This is a genomic window from Actinomadura sp. NPDC048955, from assembly GCF_040649435.1.
GTDB lineage: Bacteria > Actinomycetota > Actinomycetes > Streptosporangiales > Streptosporangiaceae > Spirillospora > Spirillospora luteofluorescens.
The window spans coordinates 43,724-66,685 of sequence record NZ_JBEZJI010000049.1; the positions used below are offsets into that span (position 1 = coordinate 43,724).

At 72.3% G+C, this 22,962-nt stretch carries 20 protein-coding genes; 17 read left to right on the forward strand and 3 right to left on the reverse strand.

Annotated features, from left to right (window positions below):
- The first annotated feature begins 30 nt into the window (after window positions 1–30).
- The 14 genes from AB0C84_RS33915 to AB0C84_RS33980 all read left to right on the forward strand — a co-directional run bounded on the left by AB0C84_RS33915 (window position 31) and on the right by AB0C84_RS33980 (window position 16,778).
- Window positions 31–393 (forward strand): Rieske 2Fe-2S domain-containing protein, encoded by a 363-nt coding sequence (locus AB0C84_RS33915; RefSeq protein WP_179845183.1) that lies wholly within the window; start codon window positions 31–33, stop codon window positions 391–393.
- Window positions 390–1,475, forward strand: coding sequence for a 50S ribosomal protein L11 methyltransferase (locus tag AB0C84_RS33920; protein ID WP_258940275.1), 1,086 nt, complete (start codon window positions 390–392; stop codon window positions 1,473–1,475). Before AB0C84_RS33915 ends, AB0C84_RS33920 begins: the two co-directional genes overlap by 4 nt.
- The gene (locus AB0C84_RS33925; RefSeq protein WP_361074378.1) at window positions 1,472–2,941 is read left to right on the forward strand and encodes an iron-containing redox enzyme family protein; all 1,470 of its coding nucleotides are present in this window, start codon (window positions 1,472–1,474) and stop codon (window positions 2,939–2,941) included. Before AB0C84_RS33920 ends, AB0C84_RS33925 begins: the two co-directional genes overlap by 4 nt.
- Window positions 2,938–4,101 carry a hypothetical protein gene (locus tag AB0C84_RS33930; protein WP_361074380.1) on the forward strand — a complete coding sequence of 388 codons (1,164 nt, stop codon included), beginning with the start codon at window positions 2,938–2,940 and terminating at the stop codon, window positions 4,099–4,101. The genes AB0C84_RS33925 and AB0C84_RS33930 overlap by 4 nt, the downstream gene beginning before the upstream one ends.
- A gap of 21 nt (window positions 4,102–4,122) precedes the next feature.
- Window positions 4,123–5,391 (forward strand): ATP-grasp domain-containing protein, encoded by a 1,269-nt coding sequence (locus tag AB0C84_RS33935; protein WP_361074381.1) that lies wholly within the window; start codon window positions 4,123–4,125, stop codon window positions 5,389–5,391.
- Window positions 5,388–6,767 (forward strand): MFS transporter, encoded by a 1,380-nt coding sequence (locus tag AB0C84_RS33940; protein ID WP_361074383.1) that lies wholly within the window; start codon window positions 5,388–5,390, stop codon window positions 6,765–6,767. Before AB0C84_RS33935 ends, AB0C84_RS33940 begins: the two co-directional genes overlap by 4 nt.
- 11 nt (window positions 6,768–6,778) lie before the next feature.
- A complete protein-coding gene (locus AB0C84_RS33945) occupies window positions 6,779–8,044 on the forward strand; it encodes an ATP-grasp domain-containing protein (RefSeq protein ID WP_361074385.1) in 1,266 nt (421 codons plus the stop codon).
- Window positions 8,044–9,327: a hypothetical protein gene (locus tag AB0C84_RS33950; RefSeq protein WP_361074387.1), complete on the forward strand. Its 1,284-nt coding sequence runs from the start codon at window positions 8,044–8,046 to the stop codon at window positions 9,325–9,327. Before AB0C84_RS33945 ends, AB0C84_RS33950 begins: the two co-directional genes overlap by 1 nt.
- A 144-nt stretch (window positions 9,328–9,471) precedes the next feature.
- Complete coding sequence (locus tag AB0C84_RS33955; RefSeq protein WP_361074389.1) at window positions 9,472–10,314, forward strand: serine protease; 843 nt, start codon at window positions 9,472–9,474, stop codon at window positions 10,312–10,314.
- A gap of 201 nt (window positions 10,315–10,515) precedes the next feature.
- On the forward strand, window positions 10,516–11,934 hold the full coding sequence (locus AB0C84_RS33960; protein WP_361074391.1) for a cytochrome ubiquinol oxidase subunit I: 1,419 nt from the start codon (window positions 10,516–10,518) through the stop codon (window positions 11,932–11,934).
- Between the two features lie 9 nt (window positions 11,935–11,943).
- Window positions 11,944–12,951, forward strand: a complete 1,008-nt coding sequence (cydB, locus tag AB0C84_RS33965) for a cytochrome d ubiquinol oxidase subunit II (RefSeq protein WP_361074393.1) — start codon at window positions 11,944–11,946, stop codon at window positions 12,949–12,951.
- Entirely contained in the window at window positions 12,948–14,603 is a 1,656-nt protein-coding gene (gene cydD / locus AB0C84_RS33970; protein ID WP_361074395.1) for a thiol reductant ABC exporter subunit CydD, read from the forward strand. Before cydB ends, cydD begins: the two co-directional genes overlap by 4 nt.
- 202 nt (window positions 14,604–14,805) lie before the next feature.
- Window positions 14,806–16,548 carry a thiol reductant ABC exporter subunit CydC gene (gene cydC, locus AB0C84_RS33975; RefSeq protein WP_361074397.1) on the forward strand — a complete coding sequence of 581 codons (1,743 nt, stop codon included), beginning with the start codon at window positions 14,806–14,808 and terminating at the stop codon, window positions 16,546–16,548.
- A 101-nt stretch (window positions 16,549–16,649) separates the two neighbouring features.
- Complete coding sequence (locus AB0C84_RS33980) at window positions 16,650–16,778, forward strand: hypothetical protein (protein WP_258940287.1); 129 nt, start codon at window positions 16,650–16,652, stop codon at window positions 16,776–16,778.
- 56 nt (window positions 16,779–16,834) lie between these two features.
- On the opposite strand, the gene AB0C84_RS33985 is transcribed toward AB0C84_RS33980, so the two are convergent.
- Entirely contained in the window at window positions 16,835–18,265 is a 1,431-nt protein-coding gene (locus AB0C84_RS33985) for an amidase family protein (RefSeq protein WP_361074399.1), read from the reverse strand.
- 164 nt (window positions 18,266–18,429) lie between these two features.
- Here AB0C84_RS33985 and AB0C84_RS33990 point away from each other — a divergent pair, with 164 nt between their 5' ends.
- Window positions 18,430–19,467, forward strand: coding sequence for a LacI family DNA-binding transcriptional regulator (locus AB0C84_RS33990; RefSeq protein ID WP_361074401.1), 1,038 nt, complete (start codon window positions 18,430–18,432; stop codon window positions 19,465–19,467).
- Window positions 19,468–19,546: 79 nt separating this feature from the next.
- Window positions 19,547–20,893 (forward strand): hypothetical protein, encoded by a 1,347-nt coding sequence (locus AB0C84_RS33995; protein ID WP_361074403.1) that lies wholly within the window; start codon window positions 19,547–19,549, stop codon window positions 20,891–20,893.
- Here AB0C84_RS33995 and AB0C84_RS34000 read toward each other — a convergent pair.
- Entirely contained in the window at window positions 20,883–21,485 is a 603-nt protein-coding gene (locus AB0C84_RS34000; RefSeq protein WP_361074405.1) for a TetR/AcrR family transcriptional regulator, read from the reverse strand. The two genes, AB0C84_RS33995 and AB0C84_RS34000, sit on opposite strands and share 11 nt — an antisense overlap.
- 112 nt (window positions 21,486–21,597) lie before the next feature.
- Here AB0C84_RS34000 and AB0C84_RS34005 point away from each other — a divergent pair, with 112 nt between their 5' ends.
- The gene (locus AB0C84_RS34005) at window positions 21,598–22,626 is read left to right on the forward strand and encodes a hypothetical protein (RefSeq protein ID WP_361074407.1); all 1,029 of its coding nucleotides are present in this window, start codon (window positions 21,598–21,600) and stop codon (window positions 22,624–22,626) included.
- A gap of 13 nt (window positions 22,627–22,639) precedes the next feature.
- On the opposite strand, the gene AB0C84_RS34010 is transcribed toward AB0C84_RS34005, so the two are convergent.
- Window positions 22,640–22,909 (reverse strand): hypothetical protein, encoded by a 270-nt coding sequence (locus tag AB0C84_RS34010; RefSeq protein ID WP_361074409.1) that lies wholly within the window; start codon window positions 22,907–22,909, stop codon window positions 22,640–22,642.
- Between the last annotated feature and the right edge of the window lie 53 nt (window positions 22,910–22,962).

Here is a 22,962-nt window from a genome sequence, read left to right on the forward strand (position 1 = left end):
CCGGCCGCGCCCGAAAGACAAGAGGAGCCGATGGCCCGCGTCATCGTGATGGATCTGAGCCGGCACAACACCGTGATGGTCGGCCACGACCGCTACTTCGTCCTGCACGAGGGCGAGCGGTCGCTGCTCGTCCGCGACCACTGCCCGCACCGCGGCGGCCCGCTCAGCCTGGCCCGCCGCACCCCGGACGGGCGGCGGCTCAGCTGCCCGTGGCACGGCACGAAGGTCGGTGTCTCCGCCGTGAAGCGCTCCTGCCTGCCGATGGTGCGCAGCGGCGACGAGGCCGTCGTCGTCCTTCCCGACACCGGCGACCCCGTCTCGGTCATCCACAAGGAGATCCTCGCCAACCTGCCGCCCGACCCGACCCACGACGAAGGGGCCGAGAGCCGATGAACAGCGCACAGCCGCGGACGCAGGGCGCGATCGCCGGGATCCACGACGGAATGGAGCTCGGCGAGTTCCTCAGGTGGGGGCGCGACCTGCACCACCAGGGCCGCTACGAGGACGCCGCCAGGGCCTTCGAACTGATCCTCGGCGTGGACGCCGACAACCAGGAGGCCCTGATCGGCCGGAACCGGGCCGTCCGGCGCTCGGTCCCCCGCTGGCACTGGGAGATGCTGCACGACGAGGAGCGCGCCGAGCTGTACGACCGGGCGATCCGGCAGGCGGTGGCGGCGGCCCCGGACGCCCTGGTCCTCGACATCGGCGCCGGGTCGGGCCTGCTGGCGATGATGGCGGCGCGGGCCGGGGCGCGGGAGGTCGTGGCCTGCGAGGGCCAGCCGTCCGTCGCCGAGACGGCCGCGCGGGTGGTCCGGGTGGCCGGGTACGACGACGCGGTCGGCGTCGTGTCGAAGATGTCCACCCGCATGACGGTGCCCGGGGACCTGCCGAGGCGCGCCGGCCTGCTGGTCACCGAGATCGTCGACTGCGGCCTGCTCGGCGAGGGCATCCTCGGGACGATCGCGCACGCCCGCGAGCACCTCCTCACCCCGGACGCGACGATCATGCCGTCGCGGGGGCGGATCCTCGCGCAGCTCATCGAGAGCGAGCCGCTGCACCGCAAGAACCACGTCGGCAAGCTGTACGGGTTCGACCTCGCGCCCTTCAACCGCCTGTCCACGCTGGAGTACTTCGACTCCCGGCTGCACCGGCACGAGCACCGGGCGCTGTCGGAGCCGACGACGGTGTTCGAGTTCGACTTCTACACCGCGGACGCGCGGCCGCAGCGCACCGAGCTGACGGTCCGGCCGACGGCCGCGGGCAAGATGCACGCGATCGCGTTCTGGTTCGAGATGGAGCTGCTGCCGGGGATCGTGGTCGACAACGCGCCCGGCCACGACTCGCACTGGAAGCAGGCGATCCAGTGCCTGCCCGTCCCGCTGCACGTCCAGCCGGACCTGCCGGTGTCCCTGGTCGCCGCCCACGACGGCGAGTGCGTCCGCTTCGAGGTGGAGTCCGAGGAGGTGGTCGCGTGACGGCGGTCACGGAGGCGCTCGGCGCACCGGCGCCGGGCATGGTGACCACGGGCACGGCGCCCACGGCTGCATCGGCGAGCGCCCTCGCCGCCTACTGTTCGCAGCGGATCTTCCAGCCGGGGCCCGAGGTCCTCATCGAGGGCAACCCGTTCCGGCGGCCGATCGGCCCGCCCGGCGCCGGCGCCCGGGACTTCTCCGTCCCGGCGACCGAGGCGGAGTTCCTCGGCAGCGGCCAGCTCATCGCCGGCCGCGTGCTCTGCAACGCCTACGAGAGCGACATGATCCTGCTGCCCGCCGCGGGGCTGGCCTCCGCGAAGGACGACTTCGACCTGTTCTACGGCGACGAGGTGCGGGCGCTGCGCGACGCCGTCCGGCCGGGACTGGAGCGGTACGCGTTCTCCTTCCTGGACGACGCCGTCGCCGTCCCGCCGGTCCGGACGCTGGAGGAGCTCCAGGCGTACTTCCTCGCCGAGGTCGGCGGGGCGGGGGCGCCCGCCGACGCGTCCGGGAGCAACCCGGCGGTGGACCCGGCGGCCGAGGTGACCGGCACCATGCGGCTGATCACCGAGTGCCGGCGGCCGGAGGAGGCCGCGGCGCTGCACCTGATCCAGCTCGCCCTGGACGCGCTGACCGAGGCGTCGGCCATGGCGCGCAACCTCGGCGGCTCCTACGGCGTCGAGCAGTCCGAGCTCTTCAAGATCTTCAACGACGAGTTCGGGTACGGGGTCTACGGCGCCAAGCACAGCACGATCTTCAAGGAGATGCTGGCCAGCGTCGGGCTGCGCACCGACCTGCACGCCTACTGGAACTTCTACCTGACCGGCTCCCTGGTCGGGGTGAACTACTTCAACTGGCTCACCGAGGACCACCGCGGCATGTTCCGCTACATGGCGGCGGTGACGTACCTGGAGTGGCTGTTCGCCCAGGGGTTCGCCGACACCGGCGCCATGCTCCGCGCCGTCTACGGCGACCGCGTGGACGCCAAGTACTGCGACGAGCACGCGCACATCGACGTCCACCACGGGCGGATGACCTACGAGAACCTGCTGCTCGGCCTGGCGCGCACGCACGGCGAGCTGGTCATTCCCGAGCTGGTGCGGGGCATCGAGGACACCAAGCTCCTGCTGCGCCTCGGCGACGCCGACTTCCGCGCGCAGATCGCCTGGGCCGACGGCCTCGACCGGTACACCGAGGAGGGCGCCGCGCTGGCGTCCTCCGCGCTGGACGACGCCGAGACGAGCACGCTCCACCCGGACAGCCCGTTCTGTACCGGCGTGTACGACTCCGACCGGCTCGTGGAGATCACGAGCGGCGAGGCGGACGTGTACGCGTGGGCGACGGGCCGCCCGCACCGGCTCGGCACGGGCGACGTGCTGCTGGTGCCGCGCGGCCGCCTGCACGGCCTGAAGGCCGCCTCGCCCGAGGCCCGGGTGACCGTTCGAACCGTCGAGAGGACGTCGCGATGACCGAGAACTCACCTTCGGCCGAGCGGCCCGCCCCGGTCGGCTCGTACAACGAGTGGGACCCGCTGGAAGAGGTGATCGTCGGCGTCGTCGACGGCGCCGCCGTCCCGCCGTGGCATCCGGCGATCGAGGCGACCGTCCCGCCCGAGGCGTGGGACTTCTACCGCCGCAATGGCGGCGGGGGGTTCCCGCAGGAGCAGGTCGAGGCGGCCCGCGAGGAGCTCGACGGGTTCGCGTCGATCCTGGAGGGCGAGGGCGTGACCGTCCGGCGGCCCGACCCGGTCGACCAGTCCCGCCCGTTCGGGACCGCCGACTGGACGTCCACCGGCGGCTCGTCGCACACCTTCCCCCGCGACATCGCGCTGGTCGCCGGCGACCAGATCGTCGAGGCGACGATGGGCTGGCGGTCGTACTACTTCGCCACCCACCCGTTCCGGACGATCTTCAAGGACTACTTCCGGCGCGGCGCCCGCTGGGTCGCGGCACCGAAGCCGCAGCTCACCGACGCGTCCTTCAACCCGGGCTACGCCGCCGCCAAGCCGGCGACCATGTCCCCGGACGACCCCGCCTCTGTGGGGGGACGACCCCCCACACCCCCCGGCACCGACTGGTTCCCGGACGCGACCTCCGTCATCACCGAGTTCGAGCCGATCGTGGACGCGGGCGACTTCATGCGGTTCGGCCGCGACATCCTCGTCCAGCGCAGCCACGTCACCAACCGGTTCGGTATCGAGTGGGTGCGGCGGCTGCTCGGCGGCGAGTTCCGGGTGCACGAGGTCGCCTTCGCCGACGACCACCCGATGCACATGAACGCCACGTTCGTCCCGCTGCGTCCCGGCCGCGTGCTGATCAACCCCGAGCGGGTGCCGGAACTGCCGGAGATGTTCGCCGGCTGGGACGTGCTGGTCTGCCCCGAGCCCGCCATCCCCGCCGACCAGACCATGTACTTCTGCAGCCGGTGGATCGCGATGAACACCCTGATGCTCGACCAGGAGCGGATCTTCGTCGAGGCGCAGGAGACCGAACTGCTGCGGCTGCTGGAGAAGGAGGGGTTCACCCCCATCCCCGTCCCGTTCCGCACGGTCAACACCTTCGGCGGCGGCTTCCACTGCGCCACCCTCGACGTCCGCCGCCGCGGCGGGCCCGAGGACTACTTCTCCTGACAACCTGCGATCGAGGTCCGCATGTCCTATGACCCGCCCGCGGGCGGCGAGCGTCCGCTCCTTCTCCTGGTCGCGAGCAGCTACTGGGTCTACCGCAAGTACATCCTGGAGTCGGTGTCGCAGCGGTACCGTCTCTGGCTGCTCAACCCGTCACCGGCGAGCTGGGAGGAGCCCTACATCGCCGGGCACACCGTCGTCGACTGCCTCGACCTGGAGAAGCTGACGGCCGCGGCGCGCGACGTCGCCCGCGACCACGAGGTCGCCGGGGTGTTCTGCTACGACGAGGTCTACATCGAGACGTCCGCGCACCTCAGCGCGGCGCTCGGGTTCCCCGTCCTCGACCCGGGCGCGGTGGCGCGGTGCCGGGACAAGTCCGCGACGCGGGAGGCGCTGCGGGACGCCGGGTTCCCGCAGCCCGCGTCCCGCGCCGTGGCGTCGCTGGAGGAGGCGCGCGCGTTCGCCGCCGGGATCGGTTACCCGATCATCGTCAAGCCGCGCAACCTCGGCGGCAGCCTCGGCCTCAGCAAGGTCGAGAGGCCCGAGGACCTGGACGCCGCGTTCGCGCTCACCGACGGGACGCGGATGGGCGGCATCCGCCAGTTCGAGGACTACGTGGTCGTGGAGGAGTTCCTCGAAGGTCCGGAGATCTCCGTCGAGTGCGTCCTGTTCGAGGGGGAGTGCACGCCGCTGATCGTGGCGCGCAAGGTGCTCGGGGGCAGCGGCGACCTGGCGTTCGAGGAGATCGGCCACGACGTCGACGCGGGCGACCCGCTGCTGTTCGACACCGGGTTCCACGACATGCTCACCCGGGTCCACGCGGCGGTCGGGTTCACCGACGGGGTCACGCACATCGAGTTCAAGCTCACCCCGGACGGCGCGAAGCACGTCATCGAGATCAACGTCCGGCTGGGCGGGGGAATGATCCCCTACCTCGGGCTGCTGACCTCCGGCGTCGACGGGCCGCTCGCGGCGGCGGACGTCGCGGTGGGGCGCCGCCCCGCCCCGCGGTTCCCGAAGCCGCGCAGGGCCGCGTCCATCCGGTTCGCCTATCCCCCGTTCGACATGGAGGTCACCGCGGCGACCGCGCACCGGGAGCTGATACGACCCCCCGTCGCGGAGGTCGAGGTCGGGACGCAGCCCGGCGCACGGGTGCGGCTGCCACCGCACGGCCTGGCCCGCACCGGCTACGTCATCGCGATCGGGGAGACCCTGGAGGAGACCCGCGCCGCGATCCCGGACGCCGGACGGTACTTCACCTTCGAGGGCGTCCCGCTGGAGCCGGCGCCATGAGCTCCGCCGACTCCCCCGAGCCCCCGGCTCCTCCAGAACATCCGGCTCCTCCAGAACACCCGACGATCATCGCCACGCTGCGGGAGATGAGCGGGACCGTCCGGATCCTCGTCCTCGGCAACCTGATCATCAATCTGGCGGCGTTCCTCAACGCGTTCCTGGTGCTGTTCCTCACCGACAAGGGCTTCACCGCGTGGGAGAGCGGCGTGGTGCTGACCGCGCTGATGATCGGGCGGATCTCCGGGTCGGCGGCGGGCGGCGCCGCCGCCGACCGGTTCGGCTACCGGCGCGCCATCATCGGCTCGATGGCCGGCACGGCGGTGCTGACCGCGGCGCTCGTGCACGTCCCGAACGTGTGGACCGGTGCGCTGGTCGCCGGGGGAGCGGGCCTGACCGCGCAGGCGTACCGGCCCGCCGCGCTCGCCTGGGTCGTGGAGCTGACGCCGAAGGACCGCCAGGTCATCGTGTTCTCGGTGCTGCGGCTGACCTTCAACGTCGGAACGACGGTCGGCCCGGTCGGCGCCGCGCTGCTGCTGGCCTACTCCTCCTACGACGCGCTGTTCTACGTGGACGCGGCGACGTCGCTGGCGTTCGGGGTCCTCGCCTACGTGGCGCTGCGCTCCAACCCCGAGCCGTCCGGCAGGGAGGCGGCGTCGAGCGACGGCAAGCGCGCCGGATACGGGCAGGTGTTCGCCGACCGGCGGTTCATGCTCGTCGTCCTCGGCCTCTTCGTCACCGCCATCGCCTACATCCAGAGCTCGGCCGCGCTGCCGCTGTTCGTCACCGGCTCCGGGCACACGGAGAAGGTGTACGCGGCGCTCCTCTCCGTGAACGGGTTCATGGTGATCGCGTTCGAGGTGCTGCTGTCGAAGTGGACGCAGCGGCTGCCGATCGGGGTGCCGATGGCGCTCGGCATGGCGATGCTCGGCGTCGGCCACCTCGTCTACACCGGGCCGTCCCCCGTCACGATGCTGATCCTCGCGACCGTGGTGTGGACCGCCGGCGAGATCATCGCGGCGCCGTCGATGATGGCCTACCCCGGCCTGGTCGCGCCGTCCGCGCTGCGCGCCCGCTACATCGCCGCGGCGACCGTCCCGCAGCACGTGGGCTACGCCGTCGGCCCCATGATCGGGATCGCCGCGTGGCACGCGTGGGGCTCGGGCGTGTGGGTGCTCACCGGGGCGTGCGGGCTGCTCGCCGGCCTCCTCGTGCTCGCCGGGGCCGGGGTGTCGCGGCGGCGGCCCGGCGAGGACGAGCCGGCGAAGGAGCCCGGGGAGCCGCCCGCCATGGCCGCGAGCCGGCCGGGCGCGCCGGATGAGGCGGGCGCGCCGGACTCCCCGGGGCCGCAGGGCCAACCGACGGATCAACCGACATGAAGGTGAAGAGCATGAGCAAACCCGTCGTCGCCGTCGTCCGGCCGTTCAGCTCGTCGGCGCTGCTCGCGCCCGCGCTGCGCGAGGCCGGCTTCAGCCCCGTCGCCGTCATGGACTACGACGGGCCGGCGCTGGCCCCCATGCAGGGGGCCTACGACCCCGCCGCCTACGACGCGGTGATCAACCACCACGGCGACGTCGAGGAGACCGTCGCGCGGCTGGGCGCGCTCGAACCGGTCGCGATCTTCCACGGCGCGGAGGCCGCGCTGGAGCTGGCGCAGCGCTGCACCGACGCCCTCGCGCCCGAGCTGTCCAACGACCCCGCGCTGATGGACGCCCGGCGCCACAAGTACGCGATGCACCAGGCCGTCGCCGCCGCGGGGCTGCCCGTCCCCCGGCAGATCTGCGCCTCCGACCCCGCCGAGGTCGCCGCCTGGATCGAGCGCGAGAAGCTCGCCGGGGTGGACCTGGTCATCAAGCCCCCGGCCAGCGCGGGCACGGTGGGGGTCAGCCGCGCGCCCGGCGGGCGGGGCTGGCGGGAGCTGTTCGACCGCATGATCGGCACGCGCGACAAGCTGGGCGTGCTCGCCGACGAGGTGCTCGTCCAGGAGCAGCTGACCGGCACCGAGTACGCGATCGACACGATCAGCCACCGGGGCCGCCACTCGATCACCGACATGATCAAGTACCGGCGGGTCCCGTTCGGCGAGGGCATCGCGGTGTACGACAGCGTCGAGTGGCTGCCCTACGACCGGGACGCCTACGGCGAGCTCATCGACTACGGCCTCGCGTCCCTGGACGCGGTCGGGCTGCGCAACTGGGCCGCGCACACCGAGATCATGATGACCCCGGACGGGCCCCGGCTGCTGGAGGTCAACGCGCGGCTCTCCGGCGCGGGCAACCCCGCTGTCACCTACATCGCGTCGGGGGAGACCCAGGTCACCCGGACGATCGACCTGGTGCGCGGGCGCGGGCCGGAGCTGCCGCCCGGCTACACGCTGCGCCGCAACGTCATGGCCGTGTTCCTGATGTCGCACTCGACCGGGATCGTGCGCAACGCCGAGATCTACGACCTGGCCCGCGAGCTGCCGAGCTACCACTCGCCCGTCGCGGTCGTGCGCACCGGCGACCACGTGGACGCCAGCACCGACATCTTCGCCAGCATGACGATGGGCTACATCATCCTCGCCCACGAGGACCCGGAGCAGATCCACGCCGACCGCGAGGCCATCCGCAAGATCGAGAAGGACCTGGTCGTCGACGTGGAGGGGACCGGCTGATGGTCACCGCGAAGTACATGGAGGCGGCCGGCGAGGGGCCCCTGCGCGACGTCATGACCGAGGCCGAGTACCCGCCCGTCTTCGCCGAGGCCTGGGGCAGGTACCTGGCGACGCGGCCGCTGCTGTCGTCCGAGGCGCGGACGCGCCAGGCGGCGGACGACCTCGCCGGACTGTTCCGGCTGATGGCGTCCCTGCCGGACCGGCTGTTCGACGGCGACCGCCGCAGGTTCTGCGCCGCGGTCGGCGCGGACGCCCGCCGGACCGACCTCATGACGCGATTCGACGCGGAGCCGATCCTGTACGGGCGGGCCGACCTCTACGACGACGGATCCCGGTTCCGGCTGCTGGAGTTCAACATCGGCAGCGAGCTGGGCGGCGTCGACATGAGCGAGGCCAACCGCTGCCTGCTGGCCCAGAAGGAGTTCGCCGCGTTCGCCGACGAGCACGGGCTGTCCACCGTCGACACTCCCGCGGCCATCGCGCGGCAGTTCGTCCAGGCCACGCAGAAGGAGGCGCCCGTCGTCGCCACGCTTGAGGCCATCGACGGGATGGCGGCGTACGAGTCGCTGCACCGTTCCTTCCAGGAGTCGATGAAGCGATACGGCATCGAGCTGCTCATCGGTGAAGTAGACCAGGTGCAGGAGAAGGACGGAAGGTTGTACCTGCACGACCGTCCGCTCGACCTCGTCCTGCGGTACTTCTCCGCCCACCAGGTGGCGCGGGACCCGCGCAACGACAAGCCCGTCGAGGCCGTCATGCGCGCCTACGAGGAGGGCAAGGTCGTCCTGTGGACTCCCCTGACGGCGTCCATGTTCTCCTACAAGAGCTGCCTGCCGCTCGTCTCCGATCCCGACATGCGCGCGGAGCTGTCGCCGGACGAGAACGCCCTGATCGACCGCATCCTCCCGTGGACGCGGACCCTCACCCCCGACCTGGCCGACCAGGTCCGGGCCGAGCGGGACGAGCTGATCCTCAAGCCGGTCGCGGGCCTGTCGGGGAGGGGCATCCGCGTGGGCTGGGAGCAGACCGACCGCGAGTGGGCCGAGACGGTCGCCGGGTGCCTGAAGGAGGACTACATCGTCCAGCGCCGCGTCGTCCCCGCCGCCGAGCCGATGCTCAACGACGAGACCGGCGCGGTCGAGGACTGGCTTGGCGTGTGGGGTCTCTTCGTCTTCCCGGACGGCTACGGCGGCGCGTTCTGCCGGGCCGTCCCGTCCGGCGGGGCGTCGGTCGTCAACCTCGGCACGAAGGGCGCGCGGGTGACCTCCGCGTTCCATTACTGATCGCCGGAGGGCGCCGCGGGCCGGGCTTGGCAATGCCTGCCAGATTCGAGGCGCCCTCCGTTTTCGTCCACTTTTGACCTTTCTGGACGGCGGTGCCGTGGTTAGCATCACGCTGCCACCCCTCACTGGAGAGGACCCCCCGCCATGCACAGACGCCTTCTCGGCGTGCTCGCCGCCGCGGCCGTCGGCGCCGCCGCGCTGACCGCCGGAGCCGCCCCCGCCTCCGCCGCCCCCGCGCCAGCCGCCCAGGTCAAGGCCGTCGACTTCACCGGGATCGTCGCCCTGAGCAACTGCTCCGGCTCGCTCGTCCGCACCCCGACCGCCGCCGACAGCGACCCGGCGCTCGTGCTCACCAACGGGCACTGCTACGAGGGCGGCATGCCCAGCGCCGGACAGGTCATCACGAACCGGGCGTCCAGCCGCACGTTCAGCCTGCTCAACTCCAGCGGCTCGGGAACGCTCGGCACGCTGCGCGCCAACAGGGTGCTGTACTCCACCATGACCGACACCGACGTGACCCTGTACCGGCTCAGCCAGAGCTACGCGGCCATCCAGCAGTCCTACCGGACGCCGGCGCTCCAGCTCTCACTCACCCGCCCCACGGCGGGCGCCGACGTGCGCGTGGTCTCCGGCTACTGGCGCAGGATCTACTCCTGCAACATCGACGGCTTCGCCTACCGTCTCAAGGAAGGGGAGTGGACGTTCAAGGACTCGATCCGCTACACCGCCACCTGCGACGTCATCGGCGGCACGTCGGGCTCCCCGCTCGTCGACGCCTCGACCGGCAAGGTCGTCGGGGCGAACAACACCATCAACGAGGACGGCGGCCGCTGCACGCTGAACAACCCGTGCGAGGTCGACCAGTCCGGCACCGTCACGGTGCACCCGAACATCGGATACGCCCAGCAGACCTACCCCCTGGCCGCCTGCATCGCCCCCGGCAGCGTCATCGACTTCAACCGCCCGGGCTGCACCGTCCCCCGGTGATCCGCCTCCGCGGCCACGCGGGCCGCTGACCCGAGCCCCACCTGCCCTGGACGGGGCGGCGCACCCCTCGCGCCGCCCCGTCCAGCCGTGTCCGGGCCGAGTGACACAACTAACCACCGGCTGTAGTACTACAGCCCGTAGTATTTCTGACAGGATGAAGTACTACAGCTTGTAGTAGATGAGCCGGAGAGGCCTGCGCCCATGGACACCGTCGACATCGCCCGGTGGCAGTTCGGGATCACCACCGTCTACCACTTCCTCTTCGTCCCGCTGACGATCGGGCTCTCCGCGCTGGTCGCGGTGCTCCAGACGGCCTGGCTGCGGACGGGGAAGACGGCCTACCTGCGCGCCACCAAGTTCTGGGGCAAGCTCTTCCTGATCAACTTCGCGATGGGGATCGTCACCGGCATCGTGCAGGAGTTCCAGTTCGGCATGAACTGGAGTGACTACTCCCGGTTCGTCGGCGACGTCTTCGGGGCGCCGCTCGCCATCGAGGGCCTGCTCGCCTTCTTCGTCGAGTCGACCTTCCTCGGCCTGTGGATCTTCGGCTGGGACCGGCTGCCCAGGCGCCTGCACCTCGGCTGCATCTGGCTCGTCCACATCGGGACGCTGCTGTCGGCGTACTTCATCCTCGCCGCCAACTCCTGGATGCAGCACCCCGTCGGCTACCGGATCGACCACGAGTCCGGGCGCGCCGTCCTCACCGACTTCTGGGCCGTCCTGACCAACTCCACCCAGCTCGTCGCGTTCCCCCACACCATGACGGCGGCGTTCGCCACCGGCGGCATGTTCATGGCCGGCGTCAGCGCCTGGCACCTCGCCCGCCGCAAGAACGTCGAGGTGTTCCGGCCGTCGCTGAAGCTCGCGCTGGCCGTCACCGCGATCGCCTCCATCGGCGTCGCGATCACCGGCGACCTCCAGGGCAAGGTCATGACCGAGCAGCAGCCGATGAAGATGGCCGCCGCGGAGGCGCTCTACGAGACCGAGCGGCCCGCCTCCTTCTCGATCTTCACCGTCGGGACGCTGGACGGCGGGAAGGAGGTCTACGGGATCAAGGTGCCGCGCGTGCTGTCGTTCCTCGCCACCGGCACCCTCGACGGCGAGGTCAAGGGGATCAACGACGTCCAGGCCGCCGAGGAGGCGCGCTACGGCGCCGGCGACTACCGGCCGGCGATCCCCGTCATCTACTGGAACTTCCGCGTCATGGTCGGCGCCGGGATGGCCATGGCGCTGGTCTCGCTGGCCGGGCTGTGGCTGCTGCGCCGCGGCAGGCTCCCCTCCAGCCCCTGGGTGTACCGGATCGGCGTCCTGTCGCTGACCCTGCCCTTCATCGGCAACTCCGCCGGATGGATCTTCACCGAGATGGGGCGGCAGCCCTGGTCGGTGTTCGGCGTGCTCAAGACCTCGGCCAGCGTCTCGCCCGGGGTGTCGGCGTCGTCGATGCTCATCTCGGTCGCGTCGCTGACCGCGCTCTACGGCGTCCTGCTGGTCATCGAGACGGGGCTGATGCTCAAGTACGCCAAGGCCGGGCCGCCGTCGGAGGACGAGGTGCTGCCGCCGCCGTCCGACGGCCCCGGGTCCGACTCCGACTCCGAGCGCTCGCTCGCGTTCGCCTACTGAGGGCCGACCATGGAACTCACCACCGCCTGGTTCATCATCATCGCCTTCCTGTGGACGAGCTACTTCTTCCTGGAGGGCTTCGACTTCGGCGTCGGGATGCTGCTGCCCGTGCTCGGCCGCGACGACGTCGAGCGCCGCGTCGTCATCAACACCATCGGCCCCGTCTGGGACGGCAACGAGGTGTGGTTCATCGTCGCGGGCGCCGCCACCTTCGCCGCCTTCCCCGAGTGGTACGCCACCCTGTTCAGCGGCTTCTACCTGCCGCTCCTCGCGATCCTCCTCGCGCTGATCATCCGCGGTGTCGCGTTCGAGTACCGCGGCAAGCGCGACGACGCCCGCTGGCGGTCCCGCTGGGACAAGTGCATCTTCTGGGGCAGCCTCGTGCCCGCCTTCGTGTGGGGCGTCGCGTTCGCGAACATGGTGCGCGGCGTGCCGCTGGACGCCGACCACGAGTTCGTCGGCTCCCTCGGCGACCTCCTGAGCCCGTACGCGCTGCTCGGCGGCCTCACCACCGTGACCCTGTTCCTCCTGCACGGGGCGGTGTTCCTCGCGCTCAAGACGTCCGGGAGCATCCGGGCGCGGGCCCGCCGGATCGCCGGCCTCGCCGCGGTCGCCGCCGTCCTCGCCGGGGGCGGCTTCCTGCTGATCACCCAGCTCCGGTACGGCGAGCCCGTCACCTGGCTCACCGCCGCGGGCGCCGCCGCCGGCCTGCTCGCCGCCGCGGCGGCGAACCGGCGCGGCCGCGAGGGCTGGGCGTTCGTCGGGACCGGCGCCGCCATCGTGCTCGCCGTCGCGACCCTGTTCCTGTCGCTGTTCCCGGACGTCCTGCCGTCCACCCTCGGCACCGGCGGCCTGACCACCGCGAACGCCGCCTCGTCCGGCTACACCCTGAAGATCATGACCTGGGTGGCGGCCGTGTTCACCCCGATCGTGATGATCTACCAGGGCTGGACGTACTGGGTCTTCCGCAAGCGGATCGGCACCTCCCACATCCCCGTGAAGAAGCCGGTCGCATGAAGCCCCTCGACCCCCGGCTGCTGCGCCACGCCCGCACGACGCGCCCGTTCCTCGCGGCGTCCGTGCTGCTCGGCGCCGCCACCGCCGGGCTGATCATCGCGCAGGCGACCCTCCTCGCCGGGATGCTCACCCGCGCCTTCCTGCACGGCGCGTCGCTCGGCGACCTGCGCACCCCGCTCCTGCTGCTCCTCGCCGTCGTCCTCGGCCGGACGCTCGTCGCGTGGCTCCAGGAGGTCGCCGCGCACCGCTCGTCCGCCGCGGTGAAGTCGCAGCTGCGCGGCCGCCTGCTCGCCCGCGCCCTCGCCCTCGGGCCGCGCTGGCTGTCCGGCGAGCGCAGCGGCGAGCTCGCCACCCTCGCCACCCGCGGGATCGACGCGCTCGACGACTACTTCTCCCGCTACCTGCCGCAACTCGTCCTCGCGGTGATCGTCCCGGTCGCGGTCGGCGCGCGGATCCTGCTCGGCGACTGGCTCTCCGCCGTGACGATCGCGGCGACGCTGCCGCTCATCCCCGTCTTCGCGATCCTGGTCGGGCTCACCACCCGGCGCAGGATGGACCGGCAGTGGCGGACCCTCTCCCTGCTCTCCGCCCACTTCCTGGACGTCGTCGCCGGGCTCCCCACGCTGAAGATCTTCGGCCGGGCCCGCGCGCAGGCGGACCGCATCCGCGAGATCACCGGCCGGCACCGGCGCGCGACCATGTCCACCCTCCGGATCGCGTTCCTGTCCGCCCTCGTCCTCGAAGTGCTGTCCACCCTGTCCGTCGCCCTGGTCGCCGTGTCGATCGGGCTCCGGCTGGTGGAGGGCGGCCTCGGCCTGGAGACCGCGCTGCTCGTCCTGATCCTCGCGCCGGAGGCCTACCTCCCCCTCCGGCAGGTCGGCGCGCAGTACCACGCGAGCGTCGAGGGCCTCACCGCCGCCGCGCGGATCTTCGAGGTCCTCGAAACGCCGCTGCCACCCGCCGGGACGCGGCGGGACATCCCCGACACCGGCTGCGCGACGCTCCGCCTGGACGGGGTGACGGTCACCTACCCCGGCCGCGACGTCCCCGCCCTCGACGACTTCTCCCTGACCGTCCACCCGGGCGAGACGGTCGCCCTGGTCGGCCCGAGCGGCGCGGGCAAGTCGACCGTGCTGGCCGTGCTGCTCGGCTTCGTCCACCCGGACTCGGGCCGCGTCCTGGTCGACTGGGACGACCTCGCCGACCTCTCCCCGGACGCCTGGCGCGAGCGCATCGCCTGGGTCCCCCAGCGCCCGCACCTGTTCGCCGGCTCCGTCGCCGCGAACATCCGCCTCGGCCGCCCGGACGCGTCCGACGCCGAGGTCCGCGAGGCCGCCCGCGCCGCGAACGCCCTCGGGTTCGTCGACGCCCTCCCCTCAGGCTTCGACACGCTCCTGGGCGACCGCGGCGCGGGCCTGTCCGCCGGCCAGCGCCAGCGCATCGCCCTGGCCCGCGCCTTCCTCCGCGACGCCCCGCTCCTCCTCCTGGACGAGCCGACCTCCAACCTGGACACCGAGAGCGAGGCCGCAGTCCTCGACGCCGTCCACCGGCTGGCGGAGTCCCGCACGGTCATCCTCGTGGCCCACCGCCCGGCCCTGGCCGCGATGGCCGACCGCACCGTCCCCATCACCCCCGCCCTGGTGACGACATGACCCCCACCACCCGGCAGGCGCCCTCCACCGGCCGACCGGCCGCATGCCCTCCTCGCCGCACGGCATCGCCCCTGGCCCGCCGGACGACCCCGCACTCCGAGCACCGAGCCGCACCGGCGGCCCCTGGAGGGATTGCCGGTGCGGATGATTCACGTGAAACTTCGGCGTCCTCGCGGTGCGCCGCGGTGACGGGGGTGAAGGCATGATCTTCCGGCTTCTCCGGTTCGCCCGCCCGGCGCGGGGACGGCTCGCGCTCGCGGTGCTGTTCGGGGTGCTGGCCCTCGGCAGCGGCGTCGGGCTGATGGCGACGTCGGCGTGGCTGATCTCCCGGGCGGCGCAGCATCCGCCGGTGCTCATGCTGATGGTCGCGATCGTGGCGGTCCGGGCGTTCGGCCTCGGGCGGGGCGTGTTCCGCTATGTCGAGCGCCTCGTCGGGCACGACGCGACGTTCCGGATCCTCGCCGACCTGCGGGCACGGGTGTACGAGCGGCTGGAGAAGCTCGCTCCCGCCGGGCTTCCCGCCTTCCGCGGCGGCGACCTCCTGAACCGCCTGGTCGCGGACGTCGACGCCGTCCAGGACCTGTTCCTGCGGGTGCTGCTGCCCTGCACCGTGGCGGCCGTCGTGGGAGGCGCGTCCGTCGGGCTCGCCTGGATGCTGCTGCCTTCGGCGGGCGTCGTCCTCCTGCTGGCCCTGCTGCTCGCCGGAGTCTTCGCCCCCTGGCTGTCCGGCGTCGTCTCCCGCCGCGCCGAGCGCCGCACGACCGACCTGCGCGGCGAACTCACCTCCCACGTCGTCGACACCCTTCAGGGCGCACCGGAGCTCATCGCCTACGGCGCCGCTCCCGAGCAGCTCGCCAAGGCCGCGCAACTCGACCGTGACTTCACGCGTGCCACGGCCCGTTCCGCTACGACGACCGGCCTCGGCGCCGCCATCTCCGCCCTCGCCGGTGGCCTGGCCGTCTGGGGCAGCCTCGCCGTCGGCGTCCCGGCCGTCCGCTCGGGAGCGCTCGACGGTGTCTTGCTCGCTGTCGTCGTCCTCCTTCCGCTGGCCGCGTTCGAGGTCGTCGCCGGGCTGCCCCTGGCCGCGCAGTACCTGGAGCGGGTGCGGCGTTCGGCCGCGCGCATCTTCGCGGTCCTGGACAGTCCGCCCCCGGTGCGCGAGCCGGACACCCCCGCGCCTCTGCCCGCGGCGCCCTACACGCTCTCGGTCGAGAATCTCCGAGCCCGTTGGACGCCCAGCGCGCCTTACGCCCTCGACGGCGTCTCCCTGGACCTGGCACCCGGCCGCCGTTGCGCGATCGTCGGCCCGAGTGGATCGGGCAAAACCACCCTGACGGCCGTGCTGCTCCGCTTCCTGGAGCCCGCCGGCGGCCGGACGTCCCTCAACGGCGTGGACCTCCGCGCCCTCTCCGGCGACGACGTCCGCCGGATCATCGGCCTCTGCGCCCAGGACGCGCACCTGTTCGACTCGACGATCGGCGAGAACATCCGCCTGGCCCGTCCGTCCGCCACCGGCGAGGAGATCCGCGACGCGCTGCGCCGCGCCCGGCTCCTCGACTGGGTCGAGTCCCTCCCGGACGGCCTCGCCACCCGCGTCGGCGAGCACGGCGCCCGGGTCTCCGGCGGCCAGCGCCAGCGCATCGCCCTGGCCCGCGCCCTCCTCGCCGACTTCCCGATCCTGCTCCTGGACGAGCCCGCCGAGCACCTGGACATCGCGACGGCCGACGAGCTGACCGCCGACCTCCTCACCGCCACCGAGGGCCGGACGACCCTCCTGGTCACCCACCGCCTCGCCGGCCTCGACGCCGTCGACGAGATCATCGTCCTGGACGAGGGCCGCGTCGCCGACCGGGGCACCCACACCGACCTCGTGAGCCGCCCCGGCCCCTACCGCGCACTCTGGCAACGCGAGCAGGCCACCGAACCGGCTCCGCAGCTCACGTAGACCGACCGCTCACCTGTTTCTGAGGTATTCGGGGAACACATCCCGGTCTGTCGGCATCACACGGAGTACAGGATCCGTTCGATGGAACGGGGGTTCCACAGATGCGCATCACCCTCCGAATCGCGATGGTGCTCCTCGCCGTGGCCACCACGATCGGCGCCCTGGACGCCGCCCGAGCCGACACCTCCGCCGCCCCCTTCTGGCCGCGTCCCGCCAGCTCGCAGCCGTGAGCTGAAGCGGTCAGCCGCTTCAGCGCGCCTTCACCGCACTCCCGGGCGAGCGCCGCTCACGCCTGGGTGGTGGGCCCGTCCGGTACGGGCTCCGCGTGCGCGTACGCCTCCTCCCGGTCGGCGAACCCGTAGCCGGTGCCGGCCGGCTCAGTGGCGGACGTCGTCTTCGCCAGGCGGACCGCGGCGGCGAGGAGCAGGCGCTCGGCGCCCGGCCGGGCCACCAGTTGCAGGCCGGCGGGCAGCCCGTCGACGGGACCGGCGGGCAGGCTGACGGCGGGAAGGCCGAGCACGCTCCAGGGGCTCGTGTACGCCAGGAGCGCCGCGCGGACGTCGACGGGAGTCCCGTCCAGCACCAGGGTTCGAGCGCCCAGCGGCGGTGCGACGACCGGAACGGTGGGCATCGCGAGGATCTCGACGCGTCCGAAGAGGGCCGTCACCGCCCGGCGGACCCGTTCCCGCAGCTCGCGGGCGGTGGCGGCGTCCTTCTCGGTGATCCGCCCGGCCGCGCGCAGGCGCGCCAGCACCTCCGCGTCGTAGAGTTCCGGCGCGGCGGCCATCCGTCCCGCGTGGAGCCGGTGGACCTCGCCGCCCTGGATCGCGGTGTAGGCCCAGCGCAACCGCGCGACGTCCGGGACGGCGACGTCCCGCACGGGCAGCGGCCCCAGCACGGCGCGGGCCGCGGCGGCCACCCGCGGGTCGCCGGGGTGGAGTGCGTCCGGCGCCACCCAGCCGACGCGGACGCCGGAGACGTCCGCGTCCGGGGCGCCCCCTCCGGTCAGAGCGTTCCACAGCAGCAGGCAGTCGCCGGCGGTCCGCGCCATCGGGCCCACCGTGTCCAGGGAGGACGACACCGGGAAGACCCCGCCGGTCGGCACGGCGCCGAGCGTGGGCTTGAGCCCGACGATCCCGCAGCAGGCGGCGGGGATGCGCACCGAGCCGCCGGTGTCGGTGCCCACCGCGAGCGGCACGATCCCGGCGGCCACCGCCGCCGCGGACCCGCTGCTGGATCCCCCCGCGAGACGCCCGTCCCCGTAGGGGTTGCGGGTCGCCCCGCTCAGCGAGCGGTCGCCGGTCGGCCCGAAGGCGAACTCGTGGGTCGCGGTCTTCCCGACGATGACCGCCCCGGCCGCGCGCAACCGGCGCACGCACTCGGCGTCGTGCTCGGGCACCCGGTCCGCGTAGTGGCGGGACCCCATGGTGGTGCGCAGCCCCGCGGTGTCGATGACGTCCTTGACCACGACGGGAATGCCGTGGAGGGGGCCTCGGTCCCGACCCGCGGCCAGTTCCCGTCCGGCGCGCTCCGCCGCCTCGCGCGCCCCGGTCCCGTCGAGGGTGACGAACGCGTTGAGCCCGTGGAGCCTGGACGCCTCGGCCAGCGCCCGCTCCACGAGTTCGCCCGGGGACGACCGCCTGGCCCGGAGGTCGCCGGCCAGTCCCGCGACCGTCCGGCGGGCGAACCAGCCCGCCTCCGGCGGCAGGCCGATCACTCCGACCGCCCCACATCGACCCGTCGTGTCACGGCTTCGCCCCTTCCCAGACGATTGGGGTGGATCTTCCGTTAACCCAAACGATTGGGTCAAACGTTTGGGTTGTATAAAAGACACCGGACGGTGGCCCTGTCAAGGGGCACGGCGGCAGGAAGGCGGACGCAGTGGCCCGCAACGACCGGCAGCGGCCCGCGACGCTGCGCACCATCGCGGAGGCGGCGGGCGTCGACGTCTCCACCGTCTCCCGGGTGCTCAACGGCTCCCCCGACGACGCGCAGCGCGCCGCGTCCCGCGAGACCGCCGACGAGATCCGGCGCTGGGCCGCCCGGCTGGACTACCGCCCCAACCCGCACGCCACCAGCCTGCGCACGCAGCGCAGCAACCTCGTCGGCGTGGTCGTCCCCCGGCTGTCCGACCTGGTGCTCGCCACGATCTACGAGGGCATCGAGGACGCCGGCGCGCGGCACGGCCTCACCACCTTCGTCATGAACAGCCACGACCGGCCCGAGCAGCAGCGGGCGCGCACCGAACTGGCGCTGTCCCGGCACGTCGACGGCCTGGTCTTCGGCGACGCGCACGCCGACGCCGCGTTCCTCGACGAGATCGCCGCGCGGCGCGTCCCGTTCGTCCTGGTCAGCCGGCACGCCGGCGGGCACCCGTCCGTCACCTGCGACGACCGGCTCGGCGGACGCCTGGTCGCCGACCACCTGCTCGCCCTCGGCCACCGGCGCGTGGGCGTCATCGCGGGCGAACCCTTCGCCAGCACCGGCGCCGACCGCACCGCCGGCTTCGTCGACCGGTACCGGGAGGCGGGCTTCCCCGTCCCTGGATCCCACGTCGTCCATTCCGGGTTCGACGCCGCCGGCGGCCGGGCCGCCGCCGAGCGCCTCCTGCGCCACGTCCCCCAGCCCACGGCCATCTTCGCCGTCAACGACTTCGCGGCCATCGGCGCGCTCGGCGTCCTGCGCGACCAGGGCCTGCGCCCTGGCCAGGACGTCGCCGTCGCCGGCTACAACGACACCCCCCTCGCGGCGGAACTGCCCATCCCCCTCACCAGCGTCCGCTCGCCCATGCACGAGATGGGGGCGCGCGCCCTCGACCTGCTCGTAGACCTGCTCGCCGGAGGGACGCCCACGTCCGAGCGCCTCCCTCCGAGCCTCGTCGTGCGCGCGTCCACCGACCCCGCGCAGAGCGCTGCGTGAAAGCCGTGAAAGACCACTAGGCCGGGCACAAGGCACGTTCCTAGGCTCCCGTGGGCCGGACGTGACTCCTGGAGGGCCCGTGCCAGAACGCGCCGCCGAACCGCCGATCGACCGCAGGAAGTTCTTCGGGGTGACCGCGGGAGCCGCCGCGGCGACGACCCTGCTGACCACCGCCGCGGCCCACGCCGACCCCCCGCCGCCGAACCGCCACAGGCACCGCCGCGTCCGCTTCGGCGTGAACTACGTGCCGAGCAAGAACTGGTGGTTCTCCTGGTCCGACTGGGACCGCGCCTCGATCGCCGCCGACCTCGACGACATCGCGTCCCTCGGCATGGACCACATCCGCGTCATGCTGATCTGGTCGGAACTCCAGCCCAACGCCACCTACGTGCGCGGCGAGCAATTCGACCGCCTCGAAGAACTCCTCGACCTCGCCGACGGCCGCCAGCTGGACGTGCAGGTGACCGTCCTCAACGGCGCCGTCAGCGGCGTCCTGTTCGTCCCGCCGCATCTCATCAGCAACAGCGACGGCACGATCCGCAACGTCCTCACCGACCCTGCGGCGATCGAGCGCGAACAATGGCTCCTCACCCGGATCGCCGAACGCATCGGACGGCACCGCCGCTTCATGGGATTCGACCTGTCCAACGAGATTCACTGGTTCGCCAAGCCCCTGGGGATGGCGGCGACCCAAGCCCAGGGCGATGCCTGGCACACCACCCTCTTCGACACCTGCGAAAAGGTCGCGCCCGGCAAGGTCCACGTATCAGGAATCGACCACTGGCCCTGGCAGAACGACGAGTACTGGACGCGCCACGGGCTCGCGACCTCGGGCACGATGACCGCGAACCACACCTGGGCGGGCTGGACGCAGGTGATCCAGCGCTACGGCTCCCTCTCCACCTCGTCCACGCACTATTCCGAGTTCTTCATCGAGCTCATCAAGGCCTTCCACACCGACCTCAGACGCCAGGTCTGGATCGAGGAGACGGGCGTCTCCGCCGTCTGGATGGACGCGGCCGACATCCCCGCCTGGACCGAACGATCGATCCGCGCCATGGCCGACTGCACCGGCCTTTTCGGCATCACCTGGTGGGACTCCCACGACCTGAACCCGGACCTCAGCGGATACGTCGACCTCGAATACGACCTCGGCCTGTTCACGAACAAACGCGAACTGAAACCGATCGGGAAGACGATTCGCAATCTCATCGCCGAGTACGACGCTCGTCCGCCTGCACCACCTCGACGCTCCACGGCACTCGTCCTGCCCGACGACGTGATCCCGCTGGCCGACTTCACCCGGCTCTTCGACCCGTTCATGAAACTCGCCGGCCGGGGAGAACGTCCGGCCATCGTCCTGCAGAGCCGCACCGAAGACCCCGCCTACCTCGCGGCCCGCGGCATCGAGAACCTCACCCGCTGAAACCGGCGCGCCCCCGGACCAGCGGCAGGAAGACCTCTTCCACGATCTCGACGAGGACGCCGTCCGGCACGGCCGGGACGCCCCGCGTCATGTACTCGTTGCGCAGCAGCGCCACCGGCGCGGACGCGACCCTCGGATGCAGCGCCTCGGCCGCGACCTCACCGCGGGCCACCGCCCGTCCGAGCACCGTCAGCCACGCTGCCTCGTAAGCGCCGCCCCCGCCGTCCCGCAACTCGGCGAGCACCTCCGGCGAGCTCCCGGCCGCCGCGATCAGGCCCCGAAGGATCTCCCCGTACGGTGACGACCAGGTGCTGTTCGCGCGGCGCAGCAGGTCCAGAGCGTCGTCCCGCAGCGAACCGGTGTCCGGGACCGTGATCTCCTCGTCGGCCAGCCGGCGGTACGCGGCAACGCCGAGGGCGACGCGATTCGGCCACCGCCGGTAGATCGCGTTCTTGTTCGTGCCGGCCCGCCGCGCCACCTCGTCCATGGTCAGGCCGCCGGCACCGGACTCCCGCAGCACCTCGGCCGCCGCCCGAAGGATCGCCTCCTCCAGCGCGGCCCCCCGCCGCCGCGACCCACCGCCCTCAACCATGCAGCCCTCCACCACCCAGGGTACGAAGCGTACTCCGATACGCCCCCTCCAGCGCCGAAGGTGACCGTTATAAGGTACGTTGCGTACCGTAACTTCGACGCGAAGGAACGACATGCGCGCCCTCGGCATCAACTTCGACACGGGCTTCACCAGCGCGGGGACCACCACCCGCGAGCCCTTCGACCCGGCCACCGTCCGCCGCGAGATGGCCGTCATCCGCGACGACCTGCGCTGCGACGCCGTCCGGATCACCGGCGGCGACCGCGACCGCCTGGAGACGGCCGCCCGCCTCGCCGCCGACGCCGGACTCGAAGTCTGGTACTGCCCGTTCACCAACGGCCTCGGCCAGGACGAACTGCTCGACTTCCTGACCGACAGCGCCGCCCGCGCGGAAAGGCTGCGCCGCACCGGCGCCGAGGTGGTCTTCCTCACCGGCTCGGAGATCTCCATCTGCACGGACGGCTTCCTCCCCGGCGACACCCTCCAGGAGAGAGCCGCCGTCCTCTCCGACCCGCAGCGGCTCCGCGCCGCGCTGGCCACCCTGCCCACCGCGATCAACGCCTTCCTCGGCAAGGCCGTCGCGGCCGTGCGCGCCGAGTTCGGCGGCCGCGTCGGCTACGCCTCACTGCCGTTCGAGGGCGTCGACTGGACACCGTTCGACCTGGTCGCCACCGACGCCGGCTACCGCGACGCGCAGAACGCCGACCAGCTCCCGGCCGGGCTGCGGGCCCTGACCGCCCACGGCAGGCCCGCCGCCGTCACCGAGTTCGGCTGCGCCCCCTACCGCGGCGCCGCCGCCATCGCGAGCCGGGGCGACGAGGTCATCGAATGGAACGACCGCGCCCGTCCCGCCCGCTTCACCCGCCCGGTCGTCCGCGACGAACAGGAGCAGGCCGACTACCTGCGCGAACTCCTCGGCGTCTTCGAGGACTCAGGGATCGACGCGGCCTTCGTCTACACCTTCGCCCGCTACGACCTGCCGCACGCCGACACCGACGCCCTCGACTTCGACAAGGCGTCCTTCGGCATCGTCAAGGTCCTCCCAGGCAAGGGCACCACCTACCCGGACATGCCCTGGGAACCCAAGGCCGCCTTCCACGCCCTGGCCGAATACGGCCGCAGCCGCTCGCGACAGGCTTAGCACCTCGCGGACATCATTCCCCTTGCCGCTGCGCCGCGATGGCGACTACCTCGGCCTGCACCTTCTGGTGCATCCACTCCAGCTTGGTGACCATTCCCCGCCGCTGATTGACCGAAAGGAACCTACGCGTCGTGTACTGGTCGATCTGACGCATCGCGCGCTTGCGCACACCGTCCAGGCGCCGCCGGACGTCCGCCAGCCGGGCCTCGGACACCGCCTCGTCCGAACCGGCGAACGCCTCCAGCACCTCCCGGTACTCCCGCTTCGCCTCGCTCAGATTCATCCGTCCCACCACCGAAGGGCAGCCTTCAAGCGGCGGCGCCCATGCCACTGGCG

Coding starts and splice junctions, on each gene's coding strand:
- AB0C84_RS33940 (WP_361074383.1), top strand. CDS start 5,388: ATGAGCTCCGCCGACTCCCCCGAGCCCCCGGCTCCTCCAGAACATCCG.
- AB0C84_RS33960 (WP_361074391.1), top strand. CDS start 10,516: ATGGACACCGTCGACATCGCCCGGTGGCAGTTCGGGATCACCACCGTC.
- AB0C84_RS33980 (WP_258940287.1), top strand. CDS start 16,650: ATGCGCATCACCCTCCGAATCGCGATGGTGCTCCTCGCCGTGGCCACC.
- AB0C84_RS34010 (WP_361074409.1), bottom strand. CDS start 22,909: ATGAATCTGAGCGAGGCGAAGCGGGAGTACCGGGAGGTGCTGGAGGCG.
- AB0C84_RS34000 (WP_361074405.1), bottom strand. CDS start 21,485: ATGGTTGAGGGCGGTGGGTCGCGGCGGCGGGGGGCCGCGCTGGAGGAG.
- AB0C84_RS33935 (WP_361074381.1), top strand. CDS start 4,123: ATGTCCTATGACCCGCCCGCGGGCGGCGAGCGTCCGCTCCTTCTCCTG.
- cydB (WP_361074393.1), top strand. CDS start 11,944: ATGGAACTCACCACCGCCTGGTTCATCATCATCGCCTTCCTGTGGACG.
- AB0C84_RS34005 (WP_361074407.1), top strand. CDS start 21,598: ATGCGCGCCCTCGGCATCAACTTCGACACGGGCTTCACCAGCGCGGGG.
- AB0C84_RS33930 (WP_361074380.1), top strand. CDS start 2,938: ATGACCGAGAACTCACCTTCGGCCGAGCGGCCCGCCCCGGTCGGCTCG.
- AB0C84_RS33945 (WP_361074385.1), top strand. CDS start 6,779: ATGAGCAAACCCGTCGTCGCCGTCGTCCGGCCGTTCAGCTCGTCGGCG.
- AB0C84_RS33920 (WP_258940275.1), top strand. CDS start 390: ATGAACAGCGCACAGCCGCGGACGCAGGGCGCGATCGCCGGGATCCAC.
- cydD (WP_361074395.1), top strand. CDS start 12,948: ATGAAGCCCCTCGACCCCCGGCTGCTGCGCCACGCCCGCACGACGCGC.
- AB0C84_RS33915 (WP_179845183.1), top strand. CDS start 31: ATGGCCCGCGTCATCGTGATGGATCTGAGCCGGCACAACACCGTGATG.
- AB0C84_RS33955 (WP_361074389.1), top strand. CDS start 9,472: ATGCACAGACGCCTTCTCGGCGTGCTCGCCGCCGCGGCCGTCGGCGCC.
- AB0C84_RS33950 (WP_361074387.1), top strand. CDS start 8,044: ATGGTCACCGCGAAGTACATGGAGGCGGCCGGCGAGGGGCCCCTGCGC.
- cydC (WP_361074397.1), top strand. CDS start 14,806: ATGATCTTCCGGCTTCTCCGGTTCGCCCGCCCGGCGCGGGGACGGCTC.